At 55.4% G+C, this 23,886-nt stretch carries 21 protein-coding genes and 1 pseudogene; 21 read left to right on the top strand and 1 reads right to left on the bottom strand.

The features are described 5' to 3' along the window. Nucleotides 1-69 precede the first annotated feature (69 nt). A complete protein-coding gene (locus AB1611_14215) occupies nucleotides 70-1,452 on the bottom strand; it encodes a M20/M25/M40 family metallo-hydrolase (GenBank protein ID MEW6380746.1) in 1,383 nt (460 codons plus the stop codon). A 528-nt stretch (nucleotides 1,453-1,980) separates the two neighbouring features. On the opposite strand from AB1611_14215, the gene pseB reads away from it, so the two are divergent. The 21 genes and pseudogenes from pseB (at nucleotide 1,981) to AB1611_14110 (ending at nucleotide 23,558) form a co-directional block, all read left to right on the top strand. Beyond that, entirely contained in the window at nucleotides 1,981-3,024 is a 1,044-nt protein-coding gene (pseB, locus tag AB1611_14210; GenBank protein ID MEW6380745.1) for a UDP-N-acetylglucosamine 4,6-dehydratase (inverting), read from the top strand. Further along, entirely contained in the window at nucleotides 2,987-4,228 is a 1,242-nt protein-coding gene (pseC, locus tag AB1611_14205; GenBank protein ID MEW6380744.1) for a UDP-4-amino-4,6-dideoxy-N-acetyl-beta-L-altrosamine transaminase, read from the top strand. Before pseB ends, pseC begins: the two co-directional genes overlap by 38 nt. Before the next feature lie 9 nt (nucleotides 4,229-4,237). Further along, nucleotides 4,238-5,158, top strand: coding sequence for an N-acetylneuraminate synthase family protein (locus tag AB1611_14200; GenBank protein MEW6380743.1), 921 nt, complete (start codon nucleotides 4,238-4,240; stop codon nucleotides 5,156-5,158). 4 nt (nucleotides 5,159-5,162) lie between these two features. After that, entirely contained in the window at nucleotides 5,163-6,134 is a 972-nt protein-coding gene (locus tag AB1611_14195; GenBank protein ID MEW6380742.1) for an aldo/keto reductase, read from the top strand. A 25-nt stretch (nucleotides 6,135-6,159) separates the two neighbouring features. Beyond that, nucleotides 6,160-6,942, top strand: coding sequence for a glycosyltransferase family protein (locus AB1611_14190; GenBank protein MEW6380741.1), 783 nt, complete (start codon nucleotides 6,160-6,162; stop codon nucleotides 6,940-6,942). A gap of 389 nt (nucleotides 6,943-7,331) precedes the next feature. Beyond that, nucleotides 7,332-7,799: a nucleotidyltransferase domain-containing protein gene (locus AB1611_14185; protein MEW6380740.1), complete on the top strand. Its 468-nt coding sequence runs from the start codon at nucleotides 7,332-7,334 to the stop codon at nucleotides 7,797-7,799. A 20-nt stretch (nucleotides 7,800-7,819) separates the two neighbouring features. Further along, the gene (locus AB1611_14180; protein MEW6380739.1) at nucleotides 7,820-9,142 is read left to right on the top strand and encodes an aminotransferase class III-fold pyridoxal phosphate-dependent enzyme; all 1,323 of its coding nucleotides are present in this window, start codon (nucleotides 7,820-7,822) and stop codon (nucleotides 9,140-9,142) included. A 42-nt stretch (nucleotides 9,143-9,184) separates the two neighbouring features. Continuing rightward, nucleotides 9,185-10,267, top strand: a complete 1,083-nt coding sequence (locus AB1611_14175) for a hypothetical protein (GenBank protein ID MEW6380738.1) — start codon at nucleotides 9,185-9,187, stop codon at nucleotides 10,265-10,267. Further along, on the top strand, nucleotides 10,260-11,243 hold the full coding sequence (locus AB1611_14170; protein MEW6380737.1) for a class I SAM-dependent methyltransferase: 984 nt from the start codon (nucleotides 10,260-10,262) through the stop codon (nucleotides 11,241-11,243). The genes AB1611_14175 and AB1611_14170 overlap by 8 nt, the downstream gene beginning before the upstream one ends. Nucleotides 11,244-11,279: 36 nt before the next feature. Continuing rightward, nucleotides 11,280-12,887, top strand: a complete 1,608-nt coding sequence (locus AB1611_14165; GenBank protein ID MEW6380736.1) for a radical SAM protein — start codon at nucleotides 11,280-11,282, stop codon at nucleotides 12,885-12,887. Nucleotides 12,888-12,902: 15 nt separating this feature from the next. Next, nucleotides 12,903-14,720, top strand: a complete 1,818-nt coding sequence (locus AB1611_14160) for a radical SAM protein (GenBank protein MEW6380735.1) — start codon at nucleotides 12,903-12,905, stop codon at nucleotides 14,718-14,720. After that, nucleotides 14,717-16,051 carry a class I SAM-dependent methyltransferase gene (locus AB1611_14155; protein ID MEW6380734.1) on the top strand — a complete coding sequence of 445 codons (1,335 nt, stop codon included), beginning with the start codon at nucleotides 14,717-14,719 and terminating at the stop codon, nucleotides 16,049-16,051. The genes AB1611_14160 and AB1611_14155 overlap by 4 nt, the downstream gene beginning before the upstream one ends. Beyond that, on the top strand, nucleotides 16,003-16,863 hold the full coding sequence (locus tag AB1611_14150; protein MEW6380733.1) for a transketolase: 861 nt from the start codon (nucleotides 16,003-16,005) through the stop codon (nucleotides 16,861-16,863). The genes AB1611_14155 and AB1611_14150 overlap by 49 nt, the downstream gene beginning before the upstream one ends. A gap of 10 nt (nucleotides 16,864-16,873) precedes the next feature. Beyond that, the gene (locus AB1611_14145) at nucleotides 16,874-17,797 is read left to right on the top strand and encodes a transketolase family protein (protein ID MEW6380732.1); all 924 of its coding nucleotides are present in this window, start codon (nucleotides 16,874-16,876) and stop codon (nucleotides 17,795-17,797) included. Further along, nucleotides 17,794-18,558: a 3-oxoacyl-ACP reductase FabG gene (fabG, locus tag AB1611_14140; GenBank protein ID MEW6380731.1), complete on the top strand. Its 765-nt coding sequence runs from the start codon at nucleotides 17,794-17,796 to the stop codon at nucleotides 18,556-18,558. Before AB1611_14145 ends, fabG begins: the two co-directional genes overlap by 4 nt. Next, on the top strand, nucleotides 18,555-19,781 hold the full coding sequence (locus AB1611_14135; GenBank protein MEW6380730.1) for an ATP-grasp domain-containing protein: 1,227 nt from the start codon (nucleotides 18,555-18,557) through the stop codon (nucleotides 19,779-19,781). The genes fabG and AB1611_14135 overlap by 4 nt, the downstream gene beginning before the upstream one ends. A gap of 127 nt (nucleotides 19,782-19,908) precedes the next feature. Beyond that, nucleotides 19,909-20,193 (top strand): type II toxin-antitoxin system prevent-host-death family antitoxin, encoded by a 285-nt coding sequence (locus AB1611_14130; protein MEW6380729.1) that lies wholly within the window; start codon nucleotides 19,909-19,911, stop codon nucleotides 20,191-20,193. Nucleotides 20,194-20,229: 36 nt separating this feature from the next. Next, nucleotides 20,230-22,248: a glycoside hydrolase family 57 gene (locus AB1611_14125; GenBank protein ID MEW6380728.1), complete on the top strand. Its 2,019-nt coding sequence runs from the start codon at nucleotides 20,230-20,232 to the stop codon at nucleotides 22,246-22,248. 57 nt (nucleotides 22,249-22,305) lie between these two features. Next, nucleotides 22,306-22,569 (top strand): hypothetical protein, encoded by a 264-nt coding sequence (locus AB1611_14120; GenBank protein MEW6380727.1) that lies wholly within the window; start codon nucleotides 22,306-22,308, stop codon nucleotides 22,567-22,569. Beyond that, nucleotides 22,550-22,954, top strand: coding sequence for a type II toxin-antitoxin system VapC family toxin (locus AB1611_14115; GenBank protein ID MEW6380726.1), 405 nt, complete (start codon nucleotides 22,550-22,552; stop codon nucleotides 22,952-22,954). Before AB1611_14120 ends, AB1611_14115 begins: the two co-directional genes overlap by 20 nt. A 213-nt stretch (nucleotides 22,955-23,167) precedes the next feature. Continuing rightward, nucleotides 23,168-23,558 (top strand): annotated as a pseudogene (locus AB1611_14110) (GxxExxY protein). The last annotated feature ends 328 nt before the right edge of the window (nucleotides 23,559-23,886 follow it).

The raw sequence follows: 23,886 nt of genomic DNA, 5'->3' as shown, positions 1-23,886 counted from the left end.
GCCTCTGTGCCTCTGTGGTGTCCTTTGCCTTTGTCTTTTTGGAGGATACGCAATTGAGAACCGCTATAATCACTCCCCCCGCCCAATCCGGCTGATCCGGTGGAAATAGTAGGCCAGGGTCCTGATTCCTCCCGATGCCTGAGCCCAGTCGAAATACTCGTTCGGGGCATGATAGCCATGTTCGGGCAGACTGAGGCCAAGCAGCACAATGGGCACCCGCCAGAGATTTTGCATGCTGGCCACACTGCCGATCGACAATCCTTCGCGGATAAAAACAGGCTTCAGACCAAATCCGAAGTTTATCGCCTCTCTGGCTGCCTGGGCATGGGGGCCGGCAAATTCAGTCAGAAAGGGTTCCAGGATGCTGTCCAGTTCGACCGCCACATCGGGGTTGATCCTGGCCACATGATCTTTGAGCAATTGAAATATCTCCCTGGGCACCTGGTCCGGCACCAGCCGGGTGCTGATCTTGGCCTCGGCGCTGCGGGGGACGATGGCTGCAACCTCGCTGCTCGGATATCCGCCCACCAGGCCGTGAACCTCAAAGGTAGGCTCGCACCAGGTGGCCTGCAGGATCAGGCTGGCATCCCGGGTACGAAGCAGCCTGAGACCGTGGGCTTTCTGGAAGTCGGAAACCTTGAAATCAACGCTTTCAAATTCCTTAAGCTCTTCCGGGGATGGCTTTCGCACCCTGTCGTAGAACCCGTCGATTTTGACCCTTCCCGTCAGAGGATCGAGGCATTGGCTGATGACCTGACAAAGCTCAGCCACCGGATTTCTGGCTGCTCCACCCACCAGCCCCGAATGGGTATCCCGCTCAGCCGTGCCCAGGGTCATAAGAGCGGTCATCAGTCCCCGGATCCCATAGGTGATAGCCGGTTTTTGCCGGGAAATCCAGGCATCGTCCTGCACCAGGATCGAATCCGGGTGAATATCCTCCTTCCGGGAACTGATGGCGGCTGCAAAATGCGGGCTGCCGATCTCCTCCTCCATCTCCCAGATGAATTTGATGTTGAGCGGGATACCCTCCTCACGGGCAAAGCCGGCTGCAAACAGCGCAGTCAGGGCAGGCCCCTTGTCATCGGTCGTGCCCCGGCCAAGGTAGTGCCCATCCAGAGTAGTGGTAAACTTGAATGGCGGATGGAGCCACTCTGAGGAAGGTGTGGCGGGCTGAACATCGAGATGATGATAAATGGCAAGCGTAGGTGCATCAGGATAAGCATCGAAGTGGCCTAAGATCATGGGGTGACCGCCGGTCTTGACGATTTCCGCTCTGGCCCCCATCTCGGTCAGATAATCGACAGCCAGCGCAGCCCCTTTCAGGATATCCCCCTGACGGGCCGGGTCCGTGCTCACCGTCGGAATCTCCACCATGGTGCCGAGGTAGTGCTCGAATCGTTTTCGGGAGCCCGCGACAAAATTATGCAACCGGTTGATATTGATCTCCTGCATGTCTCCCCCCCTTCCTCAGCCGGTATAATTCACCGGGACCTTTCTTGTGCATCAGGCTTTTACAAAGGTGTTCGGCAGTTTGGGCTAAATCTATCACATTGCCCGACAACCTGCAACTGGCAAACCCATGAGATTGGATCAGGGTGCACTTTATTCAGGCAGGGGGTTAGCAAGGGGAGAGATCAGGTGAGAAATATGCACAAAATAGGAGCTTTTTTTGCGTAAACAACCTGCCTTCCCAATCGGCCGCGCAAAGGATGTCACAGTCTAATCTTTTTAAGAACAAGCAGTTCCATAATTTTATTGCCGGCAGTTTTTCAGTGGCACAGAAGTTGCTTGTAATATTCGGTAACGATGGCCAAGGAATAGGAAAAACCATCTCCATACTCCAGTACCTTCTCACTTTCAGTTTCCATCTGGTTCTTCAGCGAGCCCTGAGTCTGCCGACTGATCCTTCGCTTTTGTCCAGGCTTATCTCTGTGCCTCCAGGTGTTATTGTATGAGCAACTCATAAGAGGAGCGGGAAAAATGCTGAACGGCAAAGTAATCCTGATTACCGGCGGTACCGGGTCCTTTGGACAGCAGCTTTGCAGGACGGTTCTCGATCGCTACCGGCCCAGAAAGCTGATCATCTTCAGCCGTGATGAGCTCAAGCAGTATGAAATGCGGCAGAGGTTTCCGGACGACACCCAGGAGCACAGGTCGCCGATGCGGTATCTGGTCGGTGATGTCCGGGACCAGCAAAGGCTTCTGCACGCTTTCAGAGAGGTTGAGATCGTTATTCACGCCGCAGCTCTCAAGCAGGTCCCCTCGTGTGAATATAACCCTATGGAGGCGATCAAGACCAATGTCATCGGGGCCATGAATGTCGTTACCGCAGCTATCAATGCGGGAGTCAAAAAGGTAATCGCCCTGAGTACGGACAAGGCCTGTAATCCTATCAATCTCTATGGGGCCACCAAGCTCTGCTCGGATAAGATATTCACGGCTGCAAAATCCTACGCGGGCTCTCAGGACATCAAATTTGCCGTGGTACGCTATGGGAACGTGATCGGCAGCCGGGGATCGGTCATCCCTGTTTTTCTCAGGCAGCGAAAGAGCGGGATTTTGTCCATTACCGATGAGCGGATGACCCGCTTCTGGATCACCCTGCAGCAGGGAGTGGACTTTGTTCTGGACTGCCTTGAAAGAATGCAGGGGAACGAGGTGTTCGTGCCCAAGATCCCCAGTATGAGGCTGGTCGATCTGGCCAGGACCATCGCCCCTGAGTGCACCTTCCGCTCCATCGGCATCCGTCCGGGAGAAAAGCTGCATGAGATCATGATCGATGAAAATGACAGCCGTATTACCCGAGAGTATGACAAATACTTCGTGATCGGCTGGAGCGGCCATCATGGAAATGGAAACCGGGAAGGGCAGCCCTGTCCGCCGGGATTCAGCTACCGGAGCGATACCAATACCGACTGGCTGACCGGTGAGCAGCTTCAGGAATATGTGAGACAATTCATAGAAGAGCATTCGGAGTACCAGCAGCATGGATACGATTCCTTACGGCCGGCAATGGCTCGATGAAGAGGAAATTGCGGCTGTAGTCAGGACCCTGAAAGGGGATTATCTGACCCAGGGGCCGCAGGTCGAGGAGTTTGAGGAGGCTGTGGCTGAAATCTGCGGGGCACGGTACGCCATTGCCGTGGCCAATGGCACGGCTGCCCTGCACCTTGCAGCCCTGGCCAGCGGGATACGGCCCGGTGACGAGGGGATCACCTCCCCCAACACCTTTCTGGCTTCGGCCAATTGCCTGATCTACTGCGGCGCAACACCCAAGTTTGCCGATATTCAGGCCGATACCTGCTGCCTCGATCCGGATGAGCTCAAGATAAAGCTGAATTCCAGAACCAGGGTGATTATTCCGGTCCATTTTGCCGGACAGCCCTGCGATATGGAGCGCATCCGGGAGATAGCCGATGCATGGAATCTGACGGTCATCGAAGATGCCGCTCATGCCCTGGGCTCCCGCTGGCGCGATAAAAAAGGTGAATGGCACACGGTAGGCTCCTGCTCTCATTCTCATATGACCATTTTCAGCTTTCACCCGGTCAAGACAATTACTACAGGCGAGGGGGGGATGATTCTCACTCACGATCCGAAAATTGCCCGCACCTTACGTCTTCTTCGTAACCATGGAATCACCAAAGATCCTTCGGAATTTCAGAATCTGGACTGCGCTTTTCCTGTTCACGGCTCAACGCTCACCGCTCCCCGTTCGAATCGAGGTACTGCTTCCGTCTCTTCTCCCGTTCCCTGCTCTTTCCCCCCCTGGTATTATGAAATGCAGGAGCTTGGTTTCAATTACCGGATAACCGATCTCCAGTGCGCCCTCGGCCTGGTGCAACTGCGGCGGCTGCCCTTTTTTCTCGCGCGAAGGCGGGAAATCTGGGCTCATTACCAGGAGCGGCTGTCCGGCATCGGGGAGCTTGTCCTGCCGAAAGAGCGGGATGGGGTCCGCTCCTGCTGGCATCTGTATGCAGCACAGGCACAAGCGCGGGATAAATTGCTGATCCATCTTCGTTCCCGGGGAATAGGTGCCCATGCCATGTATATCCCGGTTCACCTTCAGCCCTATTACCGGCGCCGCTTCGGATATCAACGGGGAGATTTCCCCAGGGCGGAGCATTACTTCAGCAGGTCGCTGATCCTGCCACTCTACCCCGGCCTGACCGATGAAGTGATCGATTATATTGTTGAAGCGATCAGAGATTTCTATGGAGCTGGCTGAGTAAATAGTATGAAGCAGCCTGAGTTCGTAGCTGAAGTTTCAAGTAACCACAATCAGGATCTGGCAAGATGCCTGCAATTTGTCGATCTGGCCGCTCAGACCGGATGCAGTGCAGTAAAGTTCCAACTGTTCAGGGTCGAAGAGCTTTTTGCACCTGAGATTCTTGCTGCAAGCTCCCGGCACAGGGCCAGAAAGCGGTGGGAGATTCCCCTTTCTTTCATTCCGGCAGTTTGGGCCAGATGCAGGGAAAGAGGGATTCAGTTCTCCTGTACTCCCTTTTATCTCAGGGCAGTGGATGAGCTTTTCCCTTATGTCGATTTTTATAAGATCGCTTCCTATGAGCTTTTATGGACTGACCTGCTCACTGCCTGTGCCCGGACCGGAAAACCGGTTGTGCTCTCGACGGGCATGGCCACACTCGATGAGATCAGGCAGGCTGTGGAGGCGCTTGACCGGGCGGGATGCTGCGATCTGACCATCCTCCACTGCGTTTCCGGGTATCCGTCGCCGGTTTCGGACTGCAATCTGGCGGCCATCGACACGCTGCGCAGGGAATTTGGAAGCGGGAAGTCGTCGGAACTGACCGGCCTGATGAGGATCAGGGTCGGCTGGTCCGATCACAGTGTCAGACCGGGCGTGATCGAGCGGGCCATTCATCGGTGGCAGGCAGAGGTGATCGAATTTCATCTTGACCTTGACGGCACCGGCGAGGAGTTTACCCTTGGGCATTGCTGGCTGCCGGAGCAGATCAAGGCGGTAATCGACCAGGTGAAAGATGGTTTTCGGGCAGATGGCACAGGATTGAAAGAACCGGCCCGGAGTGAACTGCCGGACCGCGACTGGCGAAGAGACCCTGCTGATGGGCTGCGGCCGCTCAAGGGCCTGCGGCAGGAATGGGTGAGCTGCGGGCAGGAAGGAAGACGCGGGTGAGTATATGGAAGAGCGGGCAGATCTGATAGACAGGCCAGAAAATAATGGGCATGCGGAAGTATTCTCCCGGCTGGCCCTTGGAACCGTCCAGCTTGGTATGCCCTACGGAGTGGCCAATCGCCGGGGGCAGCCATCGCCGGAAGATGCCTGTGAGATCATCCGGACAGCCTTTGACTTTGGGGTGAGGATCTTTGATACGGCTCAGAGCTATGGAGAGAGTGAAGCGGTCCTTGGCAGGTGCTTTCAATCCCTGGGAGTGAGCGGCCAGGTAAAAGTCATCTCCAAATTACACCCTGAGCTGAATTATCATGACCCATCCTGCCTGCGGGAAAGTGTCCTGACTTCCCTGAAAAGGCTGGGTGTCGATTCGCTGTATGGCTTGATGCTCCATCGGGCCTCCTGGCTGGCCGAATGGAGCACAGGGCTGGGGGCAAGCCTTGCGGAGCTGAAAGAGCAGCACCTGACGGCCTTTTTAGGGGTTTCGGTGTATACACCGAAAGAGACCCGGGACGCTCTGGCTATTGATGAAATTGATCTGATTCAGGCCCCTTTCAACATCTTTGATCGCCGGCTGATTTTTTCCGGTGCTCTTGAGCAGGCACGGCAGCTTAAAAAACAGATGTTCCTGCGCAGCGTTTTTCTCCAGGGTCTGATCCTGATGCCACTGGAAGACCTGCCTGAACATCTCTCCTTTGCCAGGCCAGCCATGCTCCAGCTTGAGGCATTCTGCCGGGAGTATGGCCTTGACCGCAAAGGGTTTGCCCTTGGTTATGCCCTGCACAGGAGCGGGGAGGCGATCCTGGTGATCGGAGCTGAAAGCACAGACCAGATCAGGGAAAATATGGCACTTGTCCTGGGTGCTGGCAGTGGCACCTTGAGTACCACTGGCACTATGGATGAGGAAATACTCGATGCCTGGGACTCCCTGGAGCTGAATATCTCGCAAAAGCCGATAAACCCGTCCCTGTGGGGTTGAACAGGGGGAAAGTGGAGTACCTGCCATGAAAACAATAGCTGTCATCCAGGCCCGTATGGGATCGACCCGGCTTCCCGGCAAGGTGCTTCAGGAAATCCTGGGCAGGCCCATGCTCTGGTATATCGTGGAGCGGCTTGGGTCCATACGGGAAATCGCCAGGGTCATGGTGGCCACCTCCGACCGGGAAGCTGATGACCGGATCGCCAGCTTTTGCCAGAGTGTCGGTATCGCCTGCTTTCGGGGAAGCGAGGCCGACGTTCTTGACCGCTTCTACCAGGCAGCCAAAGAAGAGCATCCCGATATTGTCATCCGAATAACCGGCGATTGCCCGCTCATTGATCCGCATCTGGTAAGGAGGCTGCTGATTCAGTTTGTTGAATCAGGGAGCTTCGATCATCTGGGACTGGCCACCGGCGCAGGCGTGGCCAACCAGGAGTTCCGGCAGGGCAGGTTTCCCGATGGCCTCGACGCTGAGGCGATACGCTTCAGCGCCCTTGAGCAGGCCTGGCTGGAAGCCAGAGATCCGCTTGAGCGGGAGCATGTCACCCCTTTTATCTGGAAGCACCCTGAGCGGTTTCGGGTGGGCTGTCTTTCCAGTGAAAAGGATTATTCCTCGATGCGCTGGACCGTTGACAACCTCGAAGACCTTGAACTGGTAAGGGACATCTACCGCGCCCTCTACAGCCAAAATCCCTGTTTCGGGATAGAGGACATTCTGGGCTATCTGAAAAGTAATCCTGCGCTCAGGGAGAAAAATGCCCGGTTTATCGGGCATGAGGGGTATGAGGCTTTCTGGGTGAGGGGGTAGGGAATTCCTTATAATAAGTATGGGTTATTTCGTGATATAATGCCTTTAAGTGGAATGGCACTTACATAAGCCAAGCTTATAATATAGAGAGGACACAAAGCACACAGGGAAAAAAGATCTCCCGCAGAGACGCAGAGACGCAGAGAACAACCAATCCGGCAAGGTCCTGATGAAAGTCGGGATATATCGATGTGTCAACGGCCTGGAAGCAAGCAAAAAGTAAAAAGGCACAAGGAGGAACTTGTTTTACTTTTACTTTTCAATGATATCCTCTGCGTCTCAGCGTCTCTGCGGGAGAATTACTAATTCTTATGTAAGTGCCATTCCCTTTAAGTGAGATGTCCGTTTTACTGGATAAAGGTTTTACCTGGAGATAGGGGGTGATAAAAGTGAAAGAGGATTTACAGGCTGAGTTAAGTGAGATTACCCAGCGGATGGTTGAAGAACTTAAGCCTGAAAAAATAATTCTTTTTGGTTCATATGCCCGGGGGACACCAAATGAGGATAGCGATCTTGATATCCTGGTTATTGTCTCTCAATCTAATGAGTCCCCCACAAAAAGAGCAACGAGAGCATACCATTGTTTGCGTGGATTGCCCATGCCGAAAGATATACTTGTCTATACTCAAGAGGAAGTTGAAAAGCGCCGGAAAGTGCATGCTTCACTTATCAGTCAAGTATTGGAAGAAGGCAAGGTTATTTATGAAGGAGGCCAAAAAGTCAGCTTCTATGACATAAAAGGAGTTGGAAAAGAGGTCTGGGAAGGAGTGGATGCTCAAAGATATGTTAACCAGGAAAGAGCATCATGGGATGAAAAGGAAACCATTGAGAGGCACGAGAGGCATAAGAAACGATGAATACTCCTCATTTGATCTCTATGGGCAAAGGACAGGAGCTTTACAAAAAGGCTAAAAAACTTATTCCCGGCGGCACTCAACTGCTGTCGAAAAGGCCGGAGATGTTCCTCCCTGACAACTGGCCGGCTTATTATTCCAGAGCTCAGGGGGTGCACGTCTGGGACCTCGATGGCCGCAGATACACTGATTTTTCCATCATGGGCGTTGGAGCCTGCATCCTTGGGTATGCTGATCCGGATGTTGATGCGGCGGTTCACCGGGCTGTTGATTGCGGCACGCAATGCACGCTCAACTGCCCTGAAGAGGTGGAGCTGGCAGAGCTGCTCTGCGGGCTTCACCCCTGGGCCGAGATGGTGCGCTATGCCCGCTCCGGCGGTGAGGCGGCAGCCATTGCCATTCGCCTTGCCCGCGCGGCCACAGGCAGGGACAAGGTGGCCTTGTGCGGCTATCACGGCTGGCATGACTGGTATCTGGCTGCCAATCTTGGGGATGGCTCGGCCCTGGATGCGCAACTGCTGCCCGGACTTGAACCGGCAGGGGTGCCAAGGGCGCTGAAAGGCTCTGCCCTGAGCTTCACCTATGGGGACCAGGAGGACTTTGACCGGCTGATGGCTGGACATGGCCAGAGCCTGGCGGCCATTATCATGGAACCTGCCCGCGGTCATGAAGCTCCGGTGGATTTTTTGAAAAGCGTGCAGGCCCAGGCACGGCGGGCCGGGGCTGTTCTGATCTTCGATGAAATCACTTCAGGATTTCGCATGGGCTGTGGAGGCATTCATCTGCGGTACGGAGTCGAGCCGGATGTGGCCGTTTTCGCCAAGTCCATGAGCAACGGGTATCCGATGGCTGCTGTCCTGGGGCGAAGAGATGTCATGGAGGCAGCTCAGAGAAGCTTCATCAGCAGCACGAACTGGACCGAACGCATCGGTCCGGCAGCGGCTCTGGCCACTATTCGCAAGTATCGCAACCTGCAGGTCGATAAGCATATCATTCATATCGGCGGCCAGGTGCAGAGCCTGTGGTGGAATCTGTCTGACGAAACCGGCCTCCCGATCCGGGTCAGCGGCCTTCCTACACTGGGCCATTTCGAGATCAAAGGGGTCGAAGGGAACGACCCGCTGGCCCTTCGGACCCTGTTCACTCAGCTCATGCTGGAGAGAGGCTACCTGGCCTGGTGCCAGTTCAAGGCAAGCTATGCTCATAAGCAGGAGCATATCGACGCCTATACAGTCGCCTGCCGTGAGGCCTTTGCCATTATTTATAAGGCCATTGACCAGAGAAACGTGCAGAAGATGCTGAAAGGGCCGATCAGTCACTCCGGCTTCAAGCGGCTGGTGAGCTGAAACCGAGAGGTTGAAAAGGAAGCTGCAAAGGGGGGCGTTGAGATGAGCGGGAAGGCCGTTCTGATTCGCTGTGATGGCTCGCCGGAAATCGGCCTTGGGCATGTGGTCCGCTGTCTGGCCCTGGCTGATGAGCTCTGCCGGGTGCATCAGCTTTCCGTTGCCTTTGCCATGCGCCATAGCCCACCGACCTTTGAGATGGTCCGGAGGAAAGGGTATCCGGTCCTTACCCCCCAGCCGGATAAGCAGCAGCTTCTTCCCCCGCAGCCTGATCAGCAGCAGCCGTTTGATTATCGCAGGTGGATTGAGGAAGCGATTGACACGGTTGATGCCGGGGCCTTGATCCTGGATGTACGGGATGATCTGCCCCGGCAGGTGGTGGATATCTGGCGCAGGCAGGGAATCCTGATCGCGGTCCTGGACGATCCCGGCGAGCGCAGGCTGGCCGCAGATCTGGCCTTCTATCCGCCCGTACCCCAGGTACAGCGTCTTGACTGGCGCGGCTTTACCGGCCAGCTTCAGGCAGGCTGGGAATGGGTGGTGCTGCGGCCCGAATTTGCTCATCCTCCGCTGTCGCCATCCCGGCCATTCCATAGCAAGCCGCTGGTGCTGGTGACTATGGGAGGAAGCGACCCTGCCGGGCTGACTCTGCTTGCCGCTCGTGCGCTCGATACGTTAGCTGAGGATTTTGAAGCCGTGCTGGTGCCGGGACCGGCATTTCAGCAGAGGGAGACACTGGAAATCCTGCTTGCCGGAGCACGGCGCAGCTTTACCGTACAATCACCAGGAGATGACCTGCCCGGCCTGATGTCTCAGGCAGACATGGCTATTATCTCATTCGGAATCACGGCCTATGAGCTGGCTGCCCTGGGGGTTCCGGCCATTTATCTTTGCCTGACCGGGGACCATGCTGAATCGGCCTCAAGCCTGGTTGCAGCCGGATTTGGAAAGAGCCTGGGTGTATTCAGCCAGATGAGTCAGCAGGCTCTGGCTGATGCGGTCAGGGAATTTTTAACCAGGGGAGCCTCCGGCCCTCCAATGACCAGCCGCCTCATCGATGGCCGGGGAGCAGAGAGGATTGCCCGCAGAATAGCCGACAGACTCAGGGAGCATAGCATATATGCCTGAAAAATCAGCCGCTTCTCCTGATCCGATAATTGATTCTCCTCTGTTCAGGGAATGGCAGGATCATCGAGGGTTGGTGATCGATGCCTGCAATGATTATGAGGTGATCGAGTGCCAAAGGTGTGGATTCAGGCACATCCTGCCGGTCCCGACGCAGGAGGAACTTGAGCGCATCTACCGGCGGGAATATTACACCGTGGAAAAGCCGCTGTATCTCGATCGGCACCGGGAGGATCTCGACTGGTGGAATCTGGTCTATGACCGGCTCTACAGCCTGTTCGGAAAATTCCTTCCACCGCACCGCGAAAGTCGCCGCATCCTGGATGTGGGCTCAGGCCCCGGCTTTTTTCTGCTGCATGGCCGCAAGCTTGGCTGGGAAACTCTGGGAATCGAGCCTTCCGCGCAGGCCGCAGCCCACAGCCGGGAACTGGGGCTTGCGGTTATCGAAGGGTTTCTGGACGAGCGTATGGTTGAACAGCCTGGCAACCATAGGCTGCTTGGCACATTCGATGTGGTTTACCTCCACGAGGTTCTGGAGCATATTCCCGATCCTGCGGGAATGCTTGGCCTGATTCATCGCCATCTGCTCGATCCCGGTGGATTGCTGTGCGTGATAGTGCCGAACGATTACAATCCCCTGCAAAGGATTCTCTGCAAGTCACTGAATTATCAGCCCTGGTGGTTAGCTCCGCCGCATCATGTCAACTATTTTTGCTTTGAATCCCTGGAGCGTTGTATCCGCGCCGCAGGATTTTTGCCTGTCCACCGGGAAGCGACCTTCCCGATGGAGTTATTTCTCCTGATGGGGGAAAACTATGTGGGGAATGACCCTGTCGGCCGCAAAGTGCATGGGATGAGAAAGACCCTTGAGCTTAACCTGAAAGCCGCAGGTGCCGGAGGGCTGCTGACCGAATTCTATTCGGCTCTGGCCGGGCGCGGCCTTGGCCGTGAGTGTGTGGTGATAGCCACCCGGCCATGACCGATGCGATAATGAAAACTCGATGAGGAATAAACCATGCCTATTACTCTGATCCAAACCAGTAGCCGCAGCCGCACAACCGGCAGCCGCACCATCAGCAGGAAGATCGAAAAGGTACTGCTCTTTCGGTCCCCGCTTGTGTATCATCAGCATATCGGACATGAGGACCCGCATCCTCCCCTCGAGCTTCTTTACCTGGCAGCCTCGCTCAAGTCCGAGTATGACCTGAAAATCCTCGATGGCCAAAGGCAAACGGATACCGTCGAAGATTTTGGCAAGCAAAAGCGCATGGGTCTTTCCGACAGCCGGATCGTACAGGAATCCATCGCCTTTCAGCCCGATCTGATCGGTATTTCCATCACCTGGCATCATCAGATTCCGGCTGCCCTTTACTTTGCCAGGCTGCTGAAAAAGAATCTGCCCGATGCGCTCATCGTTGCGGGCGGCATCGGCCCATCGTCATCTTCGGAAACTCTTCTCAGGTCACGGGATGTGGATTTCGTGATTTCAGGCGAGGGGGAGGATGCCATAGTCCGGCTCTGCCGGACCCTGAAAAGGGGCGGAGACTTATCGCAGGTGCCGGGGCTTTCCTTCCGGGATGATGACGCATGCAGGAGCAACGCTGGCAATGGCAGCTCCATCATCTCGATCCCCAGGCAGAGTATAGCTGATCCGGATTCGGTTCCTTTCCCGGCCATTGAGCTGATCAGCCTGGGTGATTACGACAGCGGCTATCGACACGGAATCCATAAGGCATACCCTATGATGGGTATTCTCTCGTCACGGGGCTGCCCCCTGGCCTGTCATTTTTGTTCCCTGCCAGCGGTGAGCAACCGTCTGTTCAGGACCCGCCCGGTAGAACGCCTTATTTCAGATATGCTTCGCCTGCGCGATGAATTTGGTATCCGTGAGCTTCACTTCTATGACGATAATATGATTAACGAGCCGCAGTTTTCCAAAAGGCTGTTTCAGGCCATGATCGACCACCGCATCGGCCTGCCCTGGCTGCCTGAGGCAGGCTTTGCCCTCTGGAAGATCGACCCTGAGCTTCTCGATCTGGCCAGGGCCAGCGGCATGTACCGGCTGGATCTTCCGATCGAAACAGGCTCGGACAGGGTCAAGGGTGAGATCATGGACAAAGGGCTCTACCACAACCAGCAGGTGGCGGCAGTTGTCAAACGGGCGCGGCAGGCAGGAATTGAAAAGATCTTCGGCTATGTGATTGTGGGCAGTCCCGGTGAGACGATCGAGGATATCAAGTGTTCGCTCGATCTGATCAATGCTCTGGATCTTGATTACCGGGGGATCAGGTTTGCCCAGCCCTTTCCGGGGACGAAATTTTACGATATATGCGTTGACAACGGCTTCCTGACAGCCGATTTTTCCCTGGATCGCCTGTGGTTTACCATACCGAATATCGAGACCGGGAATTTTACCCCGGCTGAGTTGTCCTCTCTGATCGCCGCAGACAGGGCCGCAGCCATGATCAGGCAGGGCAGGATAACCTATCAGGATGGCATCGAAGAGATAAAGGTGAAGCACAGTGACCGGATTGCCCAGGATGCAGCCAGTCTTATCCCGGAGCTCCAAAGCCGCTATCAGAGCCGCGTCCGCAGGCTGAAGGCAGAATTTGCCAACCTTTAACCAAAGAGGTGAGTCATGAACAGAAGGAATATCAGGCGGATAGTGCTGCTGGACCCGCCTTTTTTCCGCTTCCTGAACGAGGATCAGCGCAGCGTGCCCCTTGGCCTGGACTACCTGGCCGCGGCGCTCCGAGCCAAAGGGTTTCAGGATGTAGTCATCTACAATGCCGACTTCAACCCGCATCAGCGCCTTGGCGTCTGCAACCGCGGCTATTACGATGAAATGAACCGCTTCGAAGAATACCTCGCCGCGGTAACCAACGATGCGCACCCTATCTACCGCGAGGTTGTGTCCACGATTGCAGACTGTAAGCCCGATCTGGTCGGTATTTCGTCCCGGACAGCCAAATTCTTTATCACCAGGACCATTATCCGCCTTCTGAAGGAGACCCTGGGCGATGATGTTCCCATTGTGGTCGGAGGGCCGCATGCGACCGCAAATCCAGAGCATGTATTGATCCGCACTCAGGCAGATTATGTGGTGCGGGGTGAAGGCGAACACAGCATGGTCGAACTGGCCATGCTGCTCGATGGAGGAGGGGGCCGTGCGGGGAATATCCTTCGTAAGGATATCGCCGGGCTGTCCTACCGGCAAGACGGACACGAGGGGCAGGTTATTCACAATCCGGCACGGCCGCTGATTCAGGATCTTGATACCATCCCCTTTCCCGACCGCAGCCGTATCCTGCACAGCCATATGATGCCGCCGAATGACTTTGGCAACATCTTCTCCTCCCGAGGCTGTCCCTTTGCCTGTGCTTTCTGTGATGCGCGGACCACCTGGTCGCGCCAGGTCAGACGGCACTCGCCGGGCTATATTGCTGATGAAATTCTCGATATCAGGCAAAAATACGGCACCTCCTTTTTCTCTTTCCAGGATGACTGCTTCGTGACCAGGCCGGAGCATACCATTGCCCTGTGTGAGGCGATGCAGGAGCGCGGCCTGGCCGGGCTGCCGAAGACCGAATTCCGCTGGTGGTGCGAGATTCATCCGAACATGGTTTCCGAGGGGCTTATCGGGAAAATGAAAGCAGCCAATTGCGTGGCCGTGGCCATCGGAGCGGAGAGCGGTTCACAGCGCACCCTCGATGCCATTAACAAGTCGAGCTCTCAGGAGACGATTCGCCGGGCAGCCAGGATCATCCGCGATGCAGGGCTTTCCTTATCGGTTTTTTTCATGATCGGCTTTCCCTGGGAAACGGAGTCCGATATCCAGGAGACCCTGAGCTTTATGGAGGAAATCGAGCCTGATAATCCTACGGTCAGCGTACTTACCCCCCTGCCTGGAACTGAAATTGCCCGGTATTGCCGGGAAAGAAACCTTATTCAGTATGACGAGGACTACCTGACCCTGTTCCACCAGCGCAGCTCTCATTTCTACTCGGATCGCATCCCGGATGAGCGGTCTCAGTCGATTATCCGGGATGCCATGCTGCGGTGCGAAAACCTGGCCAGGCGAAAACGCCGGGAAAAGATCAGCCGCTTTGTCCGGGATTACGCTGCCCCTGATGTTCTGGAGAGAGAGGGCATCCGCCTTGAGGTACTGGATGCTGATGGGCAGGCCCTGCCGAACGACTGGACCCCGGCAGGGGAGGCAGTGCCCCCCCGGATCGGAGTCATCCTTGACCAAAGCTATACCAGCGAGAAAGTCATCGTCAGGCTCACGGGGAGGAACAATGGGCAGACCATGTTGTCAGATGCTTCTTGTGACCGGCTGGGGAAAATGATCCTGAAGGAGTTCCCGCAGTATGCTGCTGTTGAAGTGCATAGGGGGGCAGCCGATGACGGCGTAAAACCTCGCACTGTGCTGTATGAAAGGGCAAGGCTGTCATGAAACTTCTGGCTTTTCCCTGTAGCCGGGAGCTGGCTGCTCCTTTTCTGGCCAGGCTGGATACCAGCCGAAGTGCCGCTCTCATTCTGAAGAAGCAGGAAGAATCGTTGAGGGATGTACTCTCATCCTTTGGCATCCGGGAAGTGTATGCCCTGCCTGAAAATTTTTACGGGCAGGTTTCTTCGCCTGAGACCGGGCAGATACTTGCCGGGATTCGGGAGAAGCCATTCAGGCAGGCCTTTTTTCCCCTGAATGACTTTTGCGGGAATGTGGCCCTTCTGATGGCAGCCCTTGTCCCGCAGGTTGCGGCCATTAATCCCACCTCGAAGGAGCCTGTCCAGGTATCACTGCCCCAGGCGGATATGGCCTGGACTGCCAGCCCGCGGATCGATGACCGCCACCTGTCCAGGGCCCTTGTATGCCAGGTTCAGTCCCGAATTGTGCACAGGCTCAAAGCCTTTGCTCCGGCAATTCAGAATCTGGCTCATGGTGACCGGGCAGGCGAGAGGCCAACCGAGGGGCTGGTAGCGGGTTATCCCTACGACTGCGAGGTTCTGGCCAGATACGCCTATGCCAGCCAGCACCTGCACGGACGGGTCCTGGAAATCGGGTGCGGCCTTGGCCTTGGCGCATACCTTTTGGCCGTGCTCAATCCCTCGATTCACCTGCGGGCAGTGGACAATGATCCCCAGGTAATTGCACTGGCCAGAAAGCTGTGGGCAGACTGCGACCGGCTGACCTTTGAGGTTGGCCAGGCGGAAAAATTGCCCTGTCCGGCTTCATCCTTCGAGGCAGTGGTCTGTTTTGAGGTCATCGAGCACCTGAGCCAGCCGGAATGGCTGCTGAAGGAGGCTGATCGGGTTTTGGTCAGCGGAGGAAGGCTCATCGGCAGCACCCCGAACTCACGCCTGTTTCCCTACCGGGTAAACCAGGGGCCGGTGTCCGGCTCGCCATCGGACTCACCCGATGACCTTCGCCAGACAGGAATATGGCCCTGGCACCTTCAGGAGCTTGACGAGGCCAGCACTCTGGCTCTGCTTGAGCGGGCCGGATTCGGCAACCTTTCGGTCGGCTATCCTACCTTTACTTCAGGGATCAATGCCTATAATGCCATGAGAAGATCAGCCGCTTCGATGGGAGGCACATCCGGCCGGGAGATGATCGCCCTTCTGGCCGGTCTGAAGTGGTCAGTGTCTGATTTTGCTGTCCTTGACAAATATTATCCCTGTTTTTCCGGTTTTTCGTTTATCTTTTCTGGAGAGAAGGTGAATAAGGAGATGAGCTTATGGACAACGATGAAAAAGACCGGCTGGAGCGGTTGGCAGCCGAACTGAGGAAATACATCATCATTATGAACTGCTATGCAGGATCCGGACATCCGGGTGGAGCCCTGTCAGCGGCTGATATCGTGACCTATCTGTTCCATAAGGAAATCAATTTTTCTCCCGAAAATTATCAGGATGCCAACCGGGACCGCTTCATTCTGTCAAAAGGGCACTCCTGCATGGTTTTATATGCGGCTTTGGCCCAGAGGGGATTCTTCAGTACCGAAGAATTTAAAAAATTGCGCCGCATCGACGGGATGCTTCAAGGTCATCCGGACCGCCTGAAGACCCCGGGTGTCGAGTTTAACTCCGGCTCGCTGGGGCAGGGCTTTTCCTTTGCCCTGGGCGTTGCTCTGGGGGGGAAACGGGCAGGGTTGAATTTCCGGGTCTATGTTATGCTTGGCGACGGAGAGCTTAACGAAGGCCAGGTCTGGGAGGGATTCATGTTTGGCACCCATTACCAGCTCGACAACCTGGTGGCTATCATCGATTATAACAAATTTCAGAGCGACGATCTCAACAGCAATGTCACCGCTCTTGAGCCCCTGCATAGTAAGCTGGCCTCCTTCGGCTGGCATGTCATAGGAATTAATGGCCATGATTTCAGAGAGATCGAATATGCTTTCGACCGGGTACGGAAGACGAAGGGGAAGCCGTCGGTTATCGTGGCCAATACGGTCAAGGGGAAAGGGATTTCTTTTATGGAGAATAATCCAAAATGGCATGGCAGCCTGGCTCCCCTGGGCGAGGAAAGAGTCCGTGCCCTGCAGGAATGCGGATGCGAGAATATTGGCGGGCCTGGTGAATTGAGGTCCAGATAAATTGATTACCATGAGAGAAGCCTTTGGCCGGGCTTTGGTCGAATTAGGCAGGATACGCACAGACTTTGTCGTTCTCGATGCGGATGTGGCCGGGGGGACCGGCACGCATTTTTTCAGGCAGGAGTTTCCCGACCGGTTTATCCAGTGCGGCATTGCCGAACAGAACATGATGTCCGTTGCCGCCGGGCTGTCCACGCTCGGCTTGATACCCATCGTGACCTGCTATGCGGTCTTTGCCTCCCTGCGATCGATCGAACAGGCCAGAAATTCCATTGCCTATCCGAAATTCAACGTCAAGATCGCCGCCAGTCACCTTGGCCTCGATGTAGGGCCGGATGGTCCCACGCATCAGGCTATCGAGGATCTGGCCGTTTTTCGGAGCATTCCCAATTTTACGATTGTCTCACCGGCTGATCCTGTCGAATTGAAAAAAGCCCTGCCCGCGGTGATCGACCTGGATGGGCCGGTGTATCTTCGGACCGGCAGAAGCCCGGTGCCGACCATTTTCGACGAGGGACTTCGTTTTGAATTGGGCAGGGGCTCGATCATCAGGGAAGGCCGGGATGTAACCATCATTGCCATCGGCGTCATGGTTCACCGGGCGATCGAGGCAGCCGAACGGCTGCACCGGGAAGGGATTTCCTGCCGGGTGATCAATATGTCCACCATCAAACCCCTTGACCGGGAGATCATCGCGGATTCGGCATCGCGGACCGGCTGCCTGGTGACCGCCGAAGACCACACGATCCTGGGCGGCCTCGGAGGCGCTGTGGCCGAAGTCCTGGCCGAAACCGTGCCTGTCCGGATGGAGCGGGTGGGAATACGGGACCTTTTTGCCGAGTCGGGAGACCCGCAGGACCTGGCCCGGAAATACCACCTTCTGCCGGATGATATCGTGCTGGCGGTCAGGAAGGTTTTGAGGGGGAAACAATGACCGACAAGCAGGCAAAATTACTGGAAAACAAGGTTGCCCTGGTAACCGGAGGGAGCAGGGGGATTGGCCGGGCCATCTGCCTTGCCCTGGCTGGAGAGGGAGCAAGCGTGGCCTTGACTTACCAGGCGCAGGAGGATGCAGCCAATCGGGTTGCCGATGAAATCGACGATCTGGGAGGCAGGGCTTTTGTCCTCCATATGGAAGTCACCGAGAGAGAATCGGTCAGGGCTGCGATGCAGGCGACCGAGCGGATTTTCGGAGGCATCGATATCCTGGTTAACAATGCAGGCATCAACCGGCCAGCCGATTTTGACCGGATCACGGATGCGGACTGGGACGAGATCCTGGCCGTCAATCTCAAAGGCCCTTTTATCTGCTCCCAGGAAGCCCTTCCCGCTTTGCGCCGCAGGGGAGGGGGCAGCATCGTCAATATCGGCTCGGTCAGCGGGCAGTATGGCGGGCCGCGAACAGCACACTATGCAGCCAGCAAGGCCGGTCTCATTTCGCTCGGTCAGGTCGTCGCCCGCTTTGGGGCCAGGGACAATATCCGCTGCAACACCGTGGCCGCCGGGCTGATTGCCTCGCCCATGGCTGCATCCGGGATGCAGGCCGGGTCCGTCAGCAGGGCAGCCGAGAGCATCCTGCTCGGACGGCTTGGCACACCCGAAGAGGTGGCCAGGGTGGTGGTGTTTCTGGCTTCGGATGCCAGCAGCTATATCACCGCCCAGACCATCAATGTCAATGGAGGGCTCTACTTTTGAACCGGACACTGCTCGTAATCAGCGGCGGCATCGAGGCTGTGCCGGGGATCAGACTGGCAAGACAGATGGGGCTGCACGTTGTGGTCAGCGACCAGGACCCTCGCGCTCCCGGCCTGGCTGTGGCAGATGACCGCCTTATCGCCAGCACTTATGATGTCGAGGCTACGGTAAGCGCTGCCTGGCATTATCACCGCACGGTCCGGCCCATTGACGGGGTCATGTGTATCGCCTCGGACGTTCCGCTTACGGTGGCCAGGGTGGCTGCCCGGATGGGATTGCCCGGCATCAGTTGTGAGTCGGCTCATCTGGCTTCGGATAAGCTGGCCATGAAGCAAAAATTTGCCGCAGATGGGGTGCCAATTCCCTGGTTCTGCCCGGTGGAGTCTGCCGGACATCTTCGCCGGATCGTGGCCGGGCACGGGCTTCCCCTGGTGCTGAAGCCGGTAGACAGCCGGGGCGCGCGGGGAGTGCTCCGGCTGGGGCCGGATATTGACCTTGACTGGGCATATCAACTCTCCCGCAGCCACTCCCCGACCGGACGGGTCATGGTTGAGCGGTTTGTGCCCGGCCCCCAGGTCAGCACCGAGTCCCTTATGCTCGATGGTGTGGCCTACACTCCCGGCTTTTCCGACCGCAACTACGAGTATCTGGAGCGCTATGCACCGCATATCATCGAAAATGGCGGAGAGCTTCCCAGTCACCTGCCCGGCCAGGTCCAGCAGGATATCCGCGACCTGGTGCAGCAGGCCGCTCTGAGCCTTGGCATTACCAGCGGGGTGGTCAAGGGAGACATCGTCGTATCAGAAGGAAAGCCGAAGGTCATAGAGCTTGCCGCCCGCCTGAGCGGCGGGTATTTCTGTACCCACGAAATTCCCCTGAACACCGGCGTTGACCTGGTTGGCCAGGCCATCCGCCTGGCCCTCGGAGAAAAACCGGACCCGTCGGAATTAATCCCCCGCTTTCAGCGAGGTGTGGCCCAGCGATACCTCCTGCCCGATCCCGGACGGGTGGTCCGTATTTCGGGCCTCGAGGAAGTCAGCCAACAGCCCGGAATCGCCCTGTGCGAGCTTCGGGTCAGGGTCGGCAATATCATCGGGCCGATCAACAGCCACCCCGCGCGGGCAGGTGTGGTGATTGCCACGGCAGACACCCGGCAGGAGGCAATCGAGAGGGCGGTCGGAGCAATCGATTGCCTCAAGGTCGAAACCGTGCCGGTGGGGTAGAGGAGGAGTGGGGGGGAGTGGTCAGTGGTCAGTGTGTGGAGAAGAGAGAGGCAGGCAGGTTGACATTTTCTCAGCTTCCTGGTAAGACAATAACTATGGCGCTCTATTGAGAAGGAGTTTATAGCACATGAAAAAGGTTGGCTTGCGGCAAGCAAGAACGCACTTTTCAAGATATAAAAAAATGGTCAAAGAGGGCACAGAGGTAATGCTTACTGATAGAGGGAAACCTGTTGCCATTATCAGCCCTATCCCGCAACAGGAAGATACGCAGGAAGAGCGATTGCGGCTTCTGGAGGAACAGGGTATTATCAGTCGGGCCAAAGCCGGCCCGTTTCCGCTCCATGCCCCTATCCCTCTCGGCGGCAAGCTGCTTTCGGAAATTGTCATCGAAAATAGAGAAGACAGGTTTTAGGAAAACCAGCCCCGGTCTCTCTGGTCAGGATCACACGTGGCTAAGCGCCTTCTTCTGTATACCGCCTTTCATCTCAATCTGGCCTATTCCTCGATCGAGGAGGAAGATTATCCGCAGGTATTGGAGCGCTGCTACTGGCCTTTGCTGCGCCTGGCCCGTGAGTATAACCTGCCCTTTGGCATCGAGGCCACAGGCTATACCCTTGAGGCAGCGGCTGCTCAGGATCCGGCCTGGCTGGATGAATTACGGCATCTGACGGTTGACGGTCCCGGCGAATTCATCGGCAGCGGCCATGCGCAGGTTATCGGCCCCCTGGTGCCGCCAGAGGTGAATGCAGCCAACCTGCGCCTTGGACACACAACCTATGAGCGGCTGTTAGGCCACAGGCCGCAGGTTGCCCTGGTCAACGAGCAGGCCTACTCTGCCGGACTGGTCAGCCATTACCTCGATGCCGGATACCGGGCTATTATCATGGAGTGGGACAATCCGGCCTCCTGCCATCCTGAGTGGAACGCCGAGTGGCGCTACCTGCCCCAGATCGCCGTCGGGCAAAGTGGCTGCGAAATCTCCCTCATCTGGAATAAGTCCATCGCCTTTCAGAAATTCCAGCGCTATGCCCACGGAGACATGGAACTGGACGAATACCTCGATTACCTCGGCAGGCACCTGGGAGATCAGCCCCGCGCTTTTCCGCTCTATGGCAATGATGTTGAAATTTTTGACTTTCGGCCTGGTCGATATCATACCGAAAGCCCCCTCGTCCGGGAAGAGAGTGAATGGGCGCGGCTTTCGCGCCTCTTCGAGCGCCTTCTGGCCGATGGCAGGTTTCAGTTTGTCCGGCCAGGCAAAGTGCTGGAGCTGAATCAGCAGCCCGGTGCAGGCAACCGGCTGCACCTTGAGTCACCCGACCAGCCGGTGCCGGTCAAGAAGCAGGGCAAGTATAACCTTACCCGCTGGGCAGTCACGGGACGGGATGATCTGGGCATCAATACGGCCTGCTGGCGCATATACGAGGCGCTGAGGGCAAACCCTGCTGCGAGTGACGATGACTGGCGGGAATTGTGCTTTCTCTGGAGCAGTGATTTTCGCACCCACATCACCGAAAAACGCTGGGCTGCCTGTCAGGAGCGGCTGGCAAGATTCGCGGCCAGGGTCGGCGCGGTAGAAGGCGTACGGAAGGCTTGTGTTTTCCGGGGAGCTGTCCCCCACCCATCCTCTCCCTGCTCTCACCCCACCAGGGTTGACCAGTGCGGGCGCTACCTGGTAGTGGAGACAGATGCACTTGTGCTGAAGTTGAATACCCGGCGGGGACTGGCCTTTGACGGGCTGTGGTTCAAGGGCGTATCGGATCATCCACTCATCGGCACGCTGCCGCATGGCTATTACGACGATATTACCCTGGGTGCCGACTTCTATACCGGCCACCTGGTTCTTGAAGCCCCCGGACAGCCCAAAGTGACCGATCTTAATCCGGTTGAGCCGATGATCGAAAACAGCAGCCTTTGGACCGATATCACCGGAGTGGTCCAGACTCCCCTGGGTGCAGTCTCTAAGCGGGTGCGGCTTTTCCTCGAAGCCCCCCTGCTAGACCTTGAGTATCGGCTCGATTGGAAGGCCACACCCCCTGGCTCCCTGCGGCTGGGGCACGTTACGCTGAATCCGGCAGCCTTTGAACGCTCTACACTCTTCTACCGCACTCACAACGGCGGCTGTGAGTGGGAGCAATTCAACCTGACCGGGGGGAGAGGGTTTGACCACGGAAAGTCAGTATCATTTCTGGTTTCAGCCAGCCAGGGGCTTGGCCTTACCGCAGGTGCAGTAGAGCTTGGAGACAGGAGACAGTCACTGCGGGTGGAAGTTGACAAGGCAGCCGCAGCTCTGATCGGCCTGATCACCTACCGTCCGGTGGGTGCCACCTTCTTTTATCGCCTGAGCCTCTCGGCCAGGGAGATAGATGAAACCCGGCGAGGGACGCAGCCTGATGAAGAAGAGAATTCTGTGTACAGGCTCCGGATTGCGGCAGGTTCCTGCCGCTCGATACAGCGTATTATTTAAGCCCTTGACAACATTCCGATTATAAGGCAATAATGATGATTGAAGGAGAATTTTACAATGAAAGAGTCCGGGCTTCGTGATAAAGTTATAGAGGAAATTGACCTCATCCCTGAGCACAAGTTATCAGAGATATACGATCTTGTTCACTATTTCAGGATAGGCTTACAACAATCGAAAGAAGGCGCGAACCCGATAATGAAATTTGCCGGGTGTTGGCAAGATATGCCTGATGAAGAATTCACCGAATTCTTAGAAGAGATCGGACAGCGGAGAAAGCATGCTTTCTCAGGAAGGCGAAATAATGAAGCCGGTATTGATTGATACTGACATCCTGTCCATGTTCTTTAGAAATAACCATCAGGTGGTGTTCCACTTTGGAGAGTATCTTAAACAGTACGAGAAAGTAAGCTTCAGTATTGTCACCTATTATGAAATCCTCAGCGGTTTAAAACATAAAGATGCTCTGAGGAAATTGGATCTTTTTAGGGAATTTGCTCAACAGAATGCTATATTACCCTTGACAGAAGATTCCATCATGATTTCAGCAGATTTGTATGCCAGCCTGCGGAAATCAGGAAAGCTGATTGACGATATTGATATCCTTATCGCTGGAGTAGCGCTGTCCAATAATCTTATCCTGGTGACTCATAATGAAGATCATTTCAAACGAGTTGAGGGATTAGAAATAATGGATTGGAGTAAATAAGGATGCGACCTTGTCTTTAACCTTATCGCATCGGAATTTTCATTTTTTTATGTGAATCTCCCACAGGCAATGATTAAAACCTCTATTGTTGAAGAAATAAGAGCAGCTATATCCCCTGTGCCTGCATCAAGGTCATAGCAATAAATTACAATAATCCGCTATAACACTGTATAAGACGATTGTTGGGGTGAATACAGGAGGTAAAAACCGCGAATGAACGCGAATGAACGCGAACTGATTTTGAAGGATGAGGTTTATCAAATTGTGGGAGCGGCGATGGAAGTGTGCAATCAACTGGGGTGCGGTTTTCTGGAGGCGGTCTATCAGGAAGCCTTGGAGATTGAATTTGATGAGCGACGTGCCGCAGAAACGAATAGAGATTTCCTACAAAGGCAGGGTATTGAACAAGGAGTACATCGCGGACTTCTTGTGCTATGACCTGATTGTGATCGAGATCAAAGCCATCAAAGCAATCACGGGGATAGAAGAGGCGCAAATCCTCAACTACTTGAAGGCAACGAATCTTCCGCTTGGGTTGATCGTCAATTTTGGTGCGCCTCAACTCGAATGGAAGCGCTATGTCAATACAAAGAGGACTCGATAATGGAGGCAAATGAATGCAAATCAAGAGAATTTATTAGCGTCTATTCGTGTGCATTCGCGGTTGATTACAGGAGAGGTGACTACAAAGGTTTGGGGGCACGAATATAGACTTATACGAATCTTATCGGAGATAATACTAATGTTTGCCTTTTTACATAATAGCCTATTATTTATTCCATACAGTGTTATAGCGGGTTATTGATCTCACTACCGGACACATTTTTAAAGCTTGGTTGACAAAGCATTAACAGTCACTCATGATATACCCTAACTGATTGAAATAAATTAAAAAGGAGTACATCATGAGTGACAGTATAAGAACATATCAA

Source organism: bacterium, from assembly GCA_040755755.1.
Lineage (GTDB): Bacteria > SZUA-182 > SZUA-182 > DTGQ01 > DTGQ01 > DTGQ01.
Note: the sequence above shows the minus strand (reverse complement) of the source record. Positions and strands in the feature narration are given on the sequence as shown.

Coding starts and splice junctions, on each gene's coding strand:
- AB1611_14155 (MEW6380734.1), top strand. CDS start 14,717: ATGAAACTTCTGGCTTTTCCCTGTAGCCGGGAGCTGGCTGCTCCTTTT.
- AB1611_14170 (MEW6380737.1), top strand. CDS start 10,260: ATGCCTGAAAAATCAGCCGCTTCTCCTGATCCGATAATTGATTCTCCT.
- pseB (MEW6380745.1), top strand. CDS start 1,981: ATGCTGAACGGCAAAGTAATCCTGATTACCGGCGGTACCGGGTCCTTT.
- AB1611_14150 (MEW6380733.1), top strand. CDS start 16,003: ATGGACAACGATGAAAAAGACCGGCTGGAGCGGTTGGCAGCCGAACTG.
- AB1611_14130 (MEW6380729.1), top strand. CDS start 19,909: ATGAAAAAGGTTGGCTTGCGGCAAGCAAGAACGCACTTTTCAAGATAT.
- AB1611_14175 (MEW6380738.1), top strand. CDS start 9,185: ATGAGCGGGAAGGCCGTTCTGATTCGCTGTGATGGCTCGCCGGAAATC.
- AB1611_14115 (MEW6380726.1), top strand. CDS start 22,550: ATGAAGCCGGTATTGATTGATACTGACATCCTGTCCATGTTCTTTAGA.
- fabG (MEW6380731.1), top strand. CDS start 17,794: ATGACCGACAAGCAGGCAAAATTACTGGAAAACAAGGTTGCCCTGGTA.
- AB1611_14120 (MEW6380727.1), top strand. CDS start 22,306: ATGAAAGAGTCCGGGCTTCGTGATAAAGTTATAGAGGAAATTGACCTC.
- AB1611_14195 (MEW6380742.1), top strand. CDS start 5,163: ATGGAAGAGCGGGCAGATCTGATAGACAGGCCAGAAAATAATGGGCAT.
- AB1611_14160 (MEW6380735.1), top strand. CDS start 12,903: ATGAACAGAAGGAATATCAGGCGGATAGTGCTGCTGGACCCGCCTTTT.
- pseC (MEW6380744.1), top strand. CDS start 2,987: ATGGATACGATTCCTTACGGCCGGCAATGGCTCGATGAAGAGGAAATT.
- AB1611_14180 (MEW6380739.1), top strand. CDS start 7,820: ATGGGCAAAGGACAGGAGCTTTACAAAAAGGCTAAAAAACTTATTCCC.
- AB1611_14145 (MEW6380732.1), top strand. CDS start 16,874: ATGAGAGAAGCCTTTGGCCGGGCTTTGGTCGAATTAGGCAGGATACGC.
- AB1611_14165 (MEW6380736.1), top strand. CDS start 11,280: ATGCCTATTACTCTGATCCAAACCAGTAGCCGCAGCCGCACAACCGGC.
- AB1611_14190 (MEW6380741.1), top strand. CDS start 6,160: ATGAAAACAATAGCTGTCATCCAGGCCCGTATGGGATCGACCCGGCTT.
- AB1611_14215 (MEW6380746.1), bottom strand. CDS start 1,452: ATGCAGGAGATCAATATCAACCGGTTGCATAATTTTGTCGCGGGCTCC.
- AB1611_14200 (MEW6380743.1), top strand. CDS start 4,238: ATGAAGCAGCCTGAGTTCGTAGCTGAAGTTTCAAGTAACCACAATCAG.